The 9,886-nt window shown below is 41.0% G+C and carries 5 protein-coding genes and 2 pseudogenes; all 7 read right to left on the bottom strand.

What is annotated here, in order from left to right:
* Positions 1 to 225: pseudogene (locus tag LFLEISCH_RS16085) on the bottom strand (D-alanyl-D-alanine carboxypeptidase); the annotation flags it as partial.
* A 147-nt stretch (positions 226 to 372) separates the two neighbouring features.
* Positions 373 to 2,064 (bottom strand): CocE/NonD family hydrolase, encoded by a 1,692-nt coding sequence (locus tag LFLEISCH_RS13950; RefSeq protein ID WP_007477858.1) that lies wholly within the window; start codon positions 2,062 to 2,064, stop codon positions 373 to 375.
* Positions 2,065 to 2,163: 99 nt separating this feature from the next.
* On the bottom strand, positions 2,164 to 3,297 hold the full coding sequence (locus LFLEISCH_RS13945) for a GGDEF domain-containing protein (RefSeq protein ID WP_007477856.1): 1,134 nt from the start codon (positions 3,295 to 3,297) through the stop codon (positions 2,164 to 2,166).
* A gap of 115 nt (positions 3,298 to 3,412) precedes the next feature.
* Positions 3,413 to 3,769: a hypothetical protein gene (locus tag LFLEISCH_RS13940; RefSeq protein ID WP_007477855.1), complete on the bottom strand. Its 357-nt coding sequence runs from the start codon at positions 3,767 to 3,769 to the stop codon at positions 3,413 to 3,415.
* Between the two features lie 45 nt (positions 3,770 to 3,814).
* Positions 3,815 to 5,977, bottom strand: a complete 2,163-nt coding sequence (locus LFLEISCH_RS13935; protein WP_007477853.1) for a DNA topoisomerase III — start codon at positions 5,975 to 5,977, stop codon at positions 3,815 to 3,817.
* Positions 5,974 to 7,758 carry a DNA helicase RecQ gene (recQ, locus tag LFLEISCH_RS13930; RefSeq protein ID WP_007477851.1) on the bottom strand — a complete coding sequence of 595 codons (1,785 nt, stop codon included), beginning with the start codon at positions 7,756 to 7,758 and terminating at the stop codon, positions 5,974 to 5,976. The genes LFLEISCH_RS13935 and recQ overlap by 4 nt, the downstream gene beginning before the upstream one ends.
* A 187-nt stretch (positions 7,759 to 7,945) precedes the next feature.
* Positions 7,946 to 9,408, bottom strand: a pseudogene (gene guaB / locus LFLEISCH_RS13925) (IMP dehydrogenase).
* Positions 9,409 to 9,886: the final 478 nt, after the last annotated feature.

The raw sequence follows: 9,886 nt of genomic DNA, 5'->3' as shown, positions 1-9,886 counted from the left end.
TGTATTCATCCATCATTTTCGTCATAAGACGCAATACCTAGCAATTTATCGGCATCTTTCGAATTATAAAATTTTTCCAGTACTTTCTTCAATCAAAATGGCTGCACTTGCGTTTACATTTGGTGCATCTGCCGCCTGGGACTAAACTTGGCTCATCCATAGTCCACTAATTGCAATCGTTCCAGCCATTAACATAGCGCCGATTTTTTTTGTAAATTTCTTCACTCTACCTTCTCCTTTATTCAACCACTGGTTCGAACCAGTTTTCTCTAAAATTTAATTTTATTTACTAGACTTACGGAAAATATCACGCAGTCTTTTTTATTTTAACACGAACAAGACATGACGTATAGGAACTATTTACCTTATCTCTCACCTAATTATCGGTAAAATGATACAGGACGGATGTGCCGCATCATGAAAAATAGTTTGGTGCGCAGGTACACTCGCCGTCGTATCAATGAAGCTACCGCCTGTATTAGGATTGGGATCGAAACGCGGGAAGTTACTCGACGAAATTTCTACGCGAATCATGTGTCCTTTTAGAAATACATTACTGACAGCCCATAAATCAATTGTATATTTTAAAATATTTTGCGCAATGCCATTTTTATACACACTGGACGCCCGAATAATGCCATCAGCCAAATTAAACGCCGTTCCGTCAGGTGCCACATCCACTAATTTCGCCGTAAAATCCGTATTGACCGCATCCGTTTTAGCGTATAATTCCACACTAACCGGCCCTGTCACTTCCATTTCCTCCTCTAAAGGTAAAGACGTATAGCACAAAACATCCTCGCGTAGCTCAAGTGCCGCCTGATTTTTCGGCCCATCCACCTGAAGGCCCTTGTGAAGCGTACCGCCACCATTTGACGGAACAGGATTTTCCGGATTATACGTATAAAAATCCGGTTTCCCGTCCCCCTCCGGAAGCCTAGTGCTCAGCCTGCCGTCACCATTTCGCGTATTCGCAGAACCATCACTCTCAAAATAAAACGGCGTATAGCGGGTATTTGGAAGCGGCCAATTTATAGCAGACCGCCATTCATTCGCCCCCATCGCAAAATACAGAACCGCTTCCTGCTCCGCCATATCCGCGCCCTTCAAATGATGATCAAACCATTCCAAATGAATTTTATGCATGTTTGGCCCGCTAAATTTATTCGCCGCCGAACTAAAATCCCGCTCCCCAATATACTGTGTAAAATTAGCATGCGTCCATGGCCCAATAATCAATCTATCACCCAAACCACGTTTATGCCCATTTTCAAAATTTGCAATCGTCTTATCCAAAAAGCAATCATACCATCCTGCAATATGTAACCCCGGCACATTCACCTTTTCATAATTATCTCGCACCGTTAATTTCTCCCAGTGCGCATCTCCAGAAGGCAGTTTCATTAAGTCCGAAAAATAACTCATCACGCCTGTTTTAACAATCGGCGGCCACTCCACATATGGTTTAAAATCATACCACGAATTAATATTATCCAAATCATTTAAAATGCCCTGAAGACGTTCCGTACGTTTAGCGGTCTCACCTTCACGTGCTATCAAATTAGGGAGCATCGACTCCAAGTTCCACGTTTCCCACATCCCAAGCTCAAGCGCTCCGTTATGATCATTAAACACATCGGTCATACTATTTTGGGCCATAACAGGCGCTATTGCTTTTAATTCAGGTGCGCCGCTAATCGCAGCAAGCATTTGCGTATAACCATAATAAGAAAGGCCGAACATGCCGACCACGCCATTTGCATATGGCAGGTTAGCCGCCCACTGAATTGTATCAAAGCCGTCATTTGCCTCCGCCACATAAGGCACAAATTTTCCCGCAGAAGAATAGCGACCACGTACATCTTGCACAATCACCACATATCCTGCTTCCGCCAAGATTTCTGCCCGCATAAAATTCAAGCCGTATTCCTTGCTGTAAGGCAGTCGCGTAAGTAAAACCGGATACTTCCCTTCTTCCGGGCGATAAATATCCGCCATAAGAGTAACTCCGTCACGTGTTTTCATCGCAACATTTCGTTCTAAAACAATCCGTTTCGCTTCCATTTTAAAACCACCTCTCCCTTCCATTTTTTCTTAAAATGAAATAGAAGTCAAAAAAGAACCCTCCGCATCCATGTTTTAAAGTTAAAACATTTTTACGCTTTACCCCGCAACAGGAGCAGGCTCTTCAATCTCATCCTGACTACATAAAACCACTTTATTTCGTCCTGTATGTTTGGCCTCATAAAGCGCCTTGTCCGCATATTGGTAAAGCTTATGAAGTTGTTTTCGGCTTTTTTCACCAGATGCAATACCTATGGAAATGGTAGCTTGGATGGTTTCGCTTGAGCTAAGCATAATGGGATGGCTCTCGATTGCTAGGCGGATTTCTTCACCAACTTCAAATGCTGTTTCATTTGAAACATTCGGCAGTAGGTAGCAAAACTCTTCCCCGCCAACACGAAAAAGGTTTTCAGATATCGCCACTTTATTTTTCATCGTTTGAGCAATCGATTGGAGTACACGGTCACCTGACGCGTGCCCATATGTATCGTTTACTTTTTTAAAAAAATCAATATCTAAAATGAAAATAGCGAGCGTTTGAACTTTCGGACTTCTCGCAAACTCTTTAGTCCTGTTGCTAAAAGCCCTCACATTGTAGAGCCCCGTCAAGAAATCCACATACGCATACTCCACTTCCTCGCGAAGCAGGCGCCGCGTTGTGAGCATATCATTGATAAGAAAATTGATACTGAAAAGCGCAACAAACGAAACGATAAAAATGCTTCCGCCAACCAAAAAAACGAACGGCTTATACCCGTAATAAAGAAAAAGCGTGGCTGTATAAATCGTGACACCTATTGTGTTTAAAAGTAGAAAGGACTGGATTTGATGCAATTTACTTTTCCTAAGCTTTACCGCTATAAAAATAAGTGGCAGTGCTACGGCTAAAGTGCAAAACACCCCGAACGCTGTGGCTTCGTTTAGTCCGCCGCCAATAAAAATTCGAATACCGCAAGCCACTAAGGCTGTTAAAGACGCTTGTTGAGCGCCGATATAATACGCTAACAGCATAAAAACGATAAAGCGCAAGTCAGCTTGAATGCCATTTGGTAATTTTACTGCAAAAAACATTAATGCAAAGTTAGTCACAGTTGCTGCTAAAACAATATAACTTGTTGTCTTCCAAGTTAGACTAAGCTTCTTTTCATTTGGAATAATCTTGTTGATAATGTAACAACCTGTAATCACAATAAAAACATTTGTTAGTGATGCCATAATGATTTCGATTAACATACATTTTCCTTCCCATAATAGAATTCTCCATTTTATTTTAACAATTTAAAGCAACATTGTAAAATTCATCACAAAACAAAAAAGGGCCCGCCAAGGAGCAGAACCTTTTCATTCACTATTTCTTATTTAATTGGTCTTCTAACTCCCTTACCCACGTCGTAATCGCATCATAGAATAAGACAAACTCAAAGTCAGACATATTGTAATGCACTACATACTTCCCTTCACGAAAACGAATCGTCATACTTGATCGAATTGTCTCTGTTAGCGCATCCTTTTGAAGCTCCTCACGGTAAAATATCCAATGTGTGGCAGTAGGTGTTTTTTCAAACTTCTTTTGCAGGTCCGCTTCTACCAGCTGACAAATTTGATTCTTCAACCCTTCATCTTCCGTACTGCCAAAATATCCGTACCAAAGTGTTCGGCTGCTTTCCTCACCAGAGGAGTGGGTTTCATCATAGAATTGTTTCATACATGTAACCTCCTATTGCAGAAGTAAATGTTTCACGTGAAACATTTACTTCTTATCAATTTTCAACTTAGCCAAAGCTTCCGCCATTGGGTTGTTAAATGGCTCATCTTCCTGTTTACCTTGTTGTTTCATATACTTCGCCACATCTTTTTTCGAGACATTTCTATTTTTTTCCTTACCTCGGCGTTCATTAAAGGCACTAAGTTTTTCGCGATAACCACATGTCCCGCAAACAAAAATTTGTTTATCCCCTTGCCCTTTCATTTCTAACTTTTTATGACAATTCGGGCAACGGGCATTTGTTGTTCGTGATAAAGATTCACGATGTCCACACTCTCTGTCTTGACAAACGAGCATAGTTCCACGTTTCCCTTTTACTTTAAGCATTAACTTTCCGCAATCTGGACATTTTTGCGAAGTAATATTGTCATGTTTAAATTTGCGGTCATTTTGTTTGATTTCTAGAACCGCTTTTTTAGCGTAGTCACGCATTTCTGCTGTGAACTTCTGTTCGCTAAGTTTTCCAGATGCAATTTGCGATAGCTTCTGCTCCCAAACGGCTGTTAGTTCGGGGGATTTTAAATCAGACGGGACAAGTTCGAGTAATTGGCGTCCTTTGGATGTAATCTGAATTTCTTTGCCATTTTTTTCTAAAGAAAAGCTATTGAAAAGTTTTTCGATAATATCCGCTCGAGTTGCAACGGTGCCTAGTCCACCCGTTTCGCCTAACGTCTTCGCCAAACTTTTATCGGAAGTCGCCATATATTTAGCTGGATTTTCCATTGCCGAAAGTAAGGTTGCTTCATTAAATCTTGCGGGCGGTTTTGTTTTCCCGGAACGAATATGAACTTGACGGACAGCGATTTTATCCCCTGCCTTCATTTTTGTCACAGTATCCGGCTCTTCGTCTCGACCTGCTATTCCTTTCCAACCAAGCGATTTTACAACTTTTCCTTTTAGCGAAAACGGAGTATCGCCAATTTTAGCTTCTACACTTGTTTCCTCATACACATAGGGTTCAGATAATACGGCTAAAAAGCGCGTCACGACAAGGTCATAAATCTTGCGTTCTTTATCCGATAAATCGCCAAGTGATACCGTTTCTTCTGTTGGAATAATTGCATGATGATCACTTACTTTACGATTATCTACGAAGGATTTATTGGCCTTTATTCCTTTTTGGATAATGCCACGTGCAAATTTTGCATACTCCCCAACGCCGCAACCTTCAAGACGTTCCTTTAGAGTAGGAACGATATCATCAGATAGAAAGCGCGAGTCTGTACGCGGATACGTGAGCACTTTATGACGCTCGTATAGATTTTGCATGAGATTCAATGTTTCTTTTGCTGAAAAGTCATAACGTTTGTTGGCGTCCCGCTGAAGCTCCGTCAAATCGTATAAGCTCGGCGAAAAGATTTTCTTCTCGACCACACTTACATTTGTCACGAGTAAATCGGCCCCGCGTAACTTTTTAGAGAGCGTTTCGACACGCTCCTTATCAAACACTTGCCCTTCTTTCCAAGTAAAAGTGCCGTTTTCTGTAATCGCTTCAAGCGTATAATGTTCACGCGGCTTGAATTTTTGGATTTCTTCCTCACGGGTAGCAATCATGGCAAGCGTAGGCGTTTGAACCCGGCCGCAAGAAAGTTGCGCATTATATTTAGTCGTGAGCGCACGCGTCGCATTAATTCCCACTACCCAGTCCGCCACTGAACGAGCTACAGCAGAATGATAGAGATTTTCATAATCTTTACCAGGCTTTAAATTTTTAAACCCTTCACGGATCGCCTTATCCGTCACAGACGAAATCCAAAGCCGCTTAACCGGTTTCTTCACCTTCGCATAATCAAGCACCCAGCGCGCAACAAGCTCACCCTCACGCCCCGCATCTGTCGCAATCACAACCTCGGACACATCTTTTCTAAGCAAAAGTTTCTTCACCGTTTCATATTGGCGGCGCGTTTCCTTAATCGGCATAAGCTTCATTTTTTCGGGTAAAATAGGGAGGTCTGCCATATCCCAGCTCTTAAATTTCGCGTCGTACATCTCAGGGTCAGAAAGCGTAATGAGATGCCCCAGTGCCCAAGTCACAATATATTTATCGCCTTCTAAAAAACCATTTTTACCATTTCCACGTGCGTTTAAAACACGTCCAATATCTTTACCAACTGAAGGCTTTTCAGCTAGCACTACTGTTTTTGTCATTCTATATTCACTCCAGTTTGTTCATTTTGTAATAGCGTTAGGAACTCAAAACCATATTTTTCCATCTTAACCGCCCCAACACCTTTAATTTTCAACATGTCCTCTTCATTTTGCGGCATAAATTGACACATTTCACGTAAAGTTTCGTCTGAAAAAATGATATACGGTGGCACTTTATCGCGCACCGACAACTCCCGCCTTTTTTCACGCAACATTTGAAAAAGCGTTTCATCCACATCAAGAACCACTCGTGTAGCCTGTTTCGCTTCTTTACGCATCACGATTAGCTCAGATTTTAAGACGCGAACGGCTTTTTCTGTTAAATGAAGGGAGGGAAATTGCCCATCTGCTGGTTGCAAATATTTTTCAGCCGTTAAATAATCAATCAGTTGCAATACCTCTTTTTGGGAACTACCTTTCATCAAACCATACGTACTAAGCGTATTAAAACGCCAATCTTTCACTTTTTGGTCATTCGAACCCGTCAAAACTTTAGAAACAAGCACCTTACCAAAACGCTCGCCCATCCGTTTCACACAGGAGAACACTTGCTGCGCCTGAATCGTAATATCTTTTTCCTCGCGAGTATCCAAACAGTTACTACATTTCCCGCAATTTTCTTCATCCTCACCGAAGTACTGAACGATATACTTTTGCAAACAAATCTCCGTATAGCCATACCCAGACATCTGCCGCAATTTGCGATATTCATTCTCTTTTCTTTCCACAGGGAGTTCAGACTGATCAATCAAAAACTGCTGAATATGCGTATCTTGCGGTGAAAAAAGCAAAACACAATCACTCGGCACCCCGTCACGCCCCGCACGTCCCGCTTCCTGATAATAGGCCTCCATATTTCGCGGAATATTATAATGCACAACAAATCGCACATTGGACTTATTAATCCCCATACCAAACGCATTAGTAGCCACAATCACCCTTTTTTCGTCAAAAAGGAAAGCAGTCTGTGTCTCGTCGCGCTCCAAATCATTCATGCCCCCGTGATATTTCAAAGACGCAATACCTTTCTTATTTAAAAATTCCGCAATCCGTTCAACTTCCTTGCGCGTTGCGGCATAAACAATTCCCGATTCACTACTATTTTTCTCTAAATAATCAAGTAAAAATTTATCTTTGTCTTGGCCTTTCACAACTTGAAATGCTAAATTATCTCTCGAAAATCCCGTTTGAACAACATTTTCATTTTGAATATCTAATAAATGACATATATCCTTTGAGACATCAGGCGTTGCAGTGGCAGTCAGAGCCACTATAAGCGGCCGCCGTTTCATTTCATTTAAATAATCACATAGTTTTAAATAACTCGGCCTAAAATCGTGTCCCCATTGTGAAATACAGTGCGCCTCGTCAATCGCAAAAAGCGAAATTTCCATTTCATCTAAAAGCGTTTGAAATTGCGGCGTATCTAAACGTTCCGGAGCAATATATAGCAATTTAAGATTCCCCGTGCGTGCCAAATTCAACCTTTCGTTAACTTCACGAATGGAGAGCGTACTATTAATAAACGTCGCCGAAATGCCCGCTGCATGAAGAGCATCCACTTGGTCCTTCATAAGTGAAATTAGGGGCGAAACCACAATGGTTAGGCCTCTAAAAATGAGCGCTGGGATTTGGTAGCATAAAGATTTCCCTCCGCCAGTCGGCATAATGGCAAGCGTATCTTGGCCATTTAAAAGCTGTGAAATAACCTCTTTTTGCCCCGTACGAAACGACGTATAACCAAAGCTCTTTTGCAAAATTTGTTCCGCTTGTTCGAGCAATACAATACGCCTCCTTTTCCGAATTTAGTCTATTTAAAAGTGTACCACAAAACCTTTAAAATGAATAATCGCCCGAAAAGCATAAAATCCCATTTTCACAACTTTCCACATGCAAAAAAACACTCTAATTACATCATCAGAGTGTTTTTCCTGCACTACCATTTTTATAACCTATAAACAAGATAATTTAAACGCTGTAATTAGGTGCCTCTTTTGTAATTTGCACATCATGCGGATGACTTTCCCGAAGTCCGGCACCACTCATTTTTACAAATTGTGCTTCCTCGCGTAGTTTTAAGAGGTTTTGTGAGCCACAGTAACCCATTCCTGAACGAATTCCTCCAATAAGCTGGAATAAAACGTCCGCGACGGATCCCTTATAAGGAACACGGCCTTCAATGCCTTCTGGAACAAGTTTTTTTGCGTCAGCTTGGAAATAACGATCTTTTGACCCTTTTTCCATAGCAGCGAGACTTCCCATTCCGCGGTATGTTTTAAAACGTCGGCCTTGATAAAGTTCCGTTTCCCCTGGGCTTTCATCTGTTCCAGCAAACATACTTCCAAGCATAACTGCATGTCCACCAGCGGCAAGTGCTTTCACAATATCACCGGAATATTTGATTCCACCGTCTGCAATAATCGTCTTACCGAATTCACGCGCAACGGTTGCGCAATCATAGATGGCTGTTATTTGCGGCACGCCAACACCTGCCACTACACGTGTTGTACATATCGAACCAGGCCCAATACCAACCTTTACAATATCTACGCCCACTTCAAAAAGGCACGTGCCCCGTCTGCAGTTGCTACATTTCCAGCCACAAGCGTCACATCAGGGAATTTTTCACGAATTTCAGCAATTTTATTAATCACGCCTTGCGAGTGACCGTGCGCTGTATCAATAACAATCGCATCAGCACCAGCAGCTACAAGTTTTTCGGTCCGACTAAACGTATCACTTGTCACACCAACAGCAGCAGCCACCAGTAAACGACCATGCTTATCTTTCGCAGAATTTGGAAACTCAATAACTTTTTCAATGTCTTTAATCGTAATAAGCCCTTTTAAAATCCCACTTTCATCCACAAGAGGGAGCTTTTCAATACGATGTTTTTGCAAAATCTTTTCCGCTTGCTTTAAAGTTGTCCCAACTGGCGCTGTAACTAAATGTTCATGTGTCATGACGTCACGTATAACAATCGAATAATCCGAAATAAAACGCAAATCACGGTTTGTTAAAATCCCAACTAATTGGCGCTCCGTTTCATTATTCACAATAGGCACTCCAGAAATTCGATATTTACTCATCAAATGTTCTGCATCAAAAACTTGATGGTCAGGCGTTAAATAAAACGGATCAATAATGACACCACTTTCAGAACGCTTCACCTTTTCGATTTCCTCCGCCTGTTCTTCTGCGCTCATATTTTTATGAATGACACCAATCCCACCTTGACGTGCCATTGCAATCGCCATTTTAGCTTCTGTAATCGTATCCATACCTGCGCTAAAAACGGGGATATTTAGTTTAAGACTTGAGGACATTTCTATACTTAAATCAACTTGGTTTGGCAATACGTCCGATTTAGCCGGAATTAATAAGACATCATCAAACGTAAGTCCTTCTTTTGCAAATTTTGTTTCCCACATGTATTTGACACCCCTTCTATAATTTTAACTATAAAAAAAAAGCATTTCATGATAAAATGCTGACTGATAAAGTAATAGGTAAAATAACCATTTGCCATCAGTTCATAAAATTTTGCCCTCATAAAATGTAATGTATTGATGATACAGGAACAAATTATGACTGTCAATACTACATCAATTAGTCATAATTTACATAAAAAAGGAAAAATTAGACCATCAAAAAACCAACGTGGAAAAGGGAGGAACCACGTTGGTCAAAAAAAGGGAGTTTTGGGATTTTCAATTTAAAAGGGGGAAAATGAAAATGTTTTGTTGTTAGCTTATGAGTATATATTAACCGCACCCTAAATCACTGTGAATAAAATGAAAGTTTAGCTAAGAGTTTCATTTCATTATTCTTTTTTTGCTATTAAAAAAATCCAACGTTAGGAAAAAGGGAAGGAAACCAATCCGTTGTCAAAAAGGGTAGTTTTGGGAA

This window comes from Listeria fleischmannii subsp. fleischmannii LU2006-1 (genome assembly GCF_000344175.1).
Lineage (GTDB): Bacteria > Bacillota > Bacilli > Lactobacillales > Listeriaceae > Listeria > Listeria fleischmannii.
The sequence above is the reverse complement of the archived record's forward strand: the minus strand, read 5'-3'. Positions and strand labels throughout refer to the sequence as shown.

Bases quoted from the DNA above. Each gene is read 5' to 3' on its own strand.
- LFLEISCH_RS13950 (WP_007477858.1), bottom strand. From the start codon at position 2,064: ATGGAAGCGAAACGGATTGTTTTAGAACGAAATGTTGCGATGAAAACA.
- LFLEISCH_RS13945 (WP_007477856.1), bottom strand. From the start codon at position 3,297: ATGTTAATCGAAATCATTATGGCATCACTAACAAATGTTTTTATTGTG.
- LFLEISCH_RS13940 (WP_007477855.1), bottom strand. From the start codon at position 3,769: ATGAAACAATTCTATGATGAAACCCACTCCTCTGGTGAGGAAAGCAGC.
- LFLEISCH_RS13935 (WP_007477853.1), bottom strand. From the start codon at position 5,977: ATGACAAAAACAGTAGTGCTAGCTGAAAAGCCTTCAGTTGGTAAAGAT.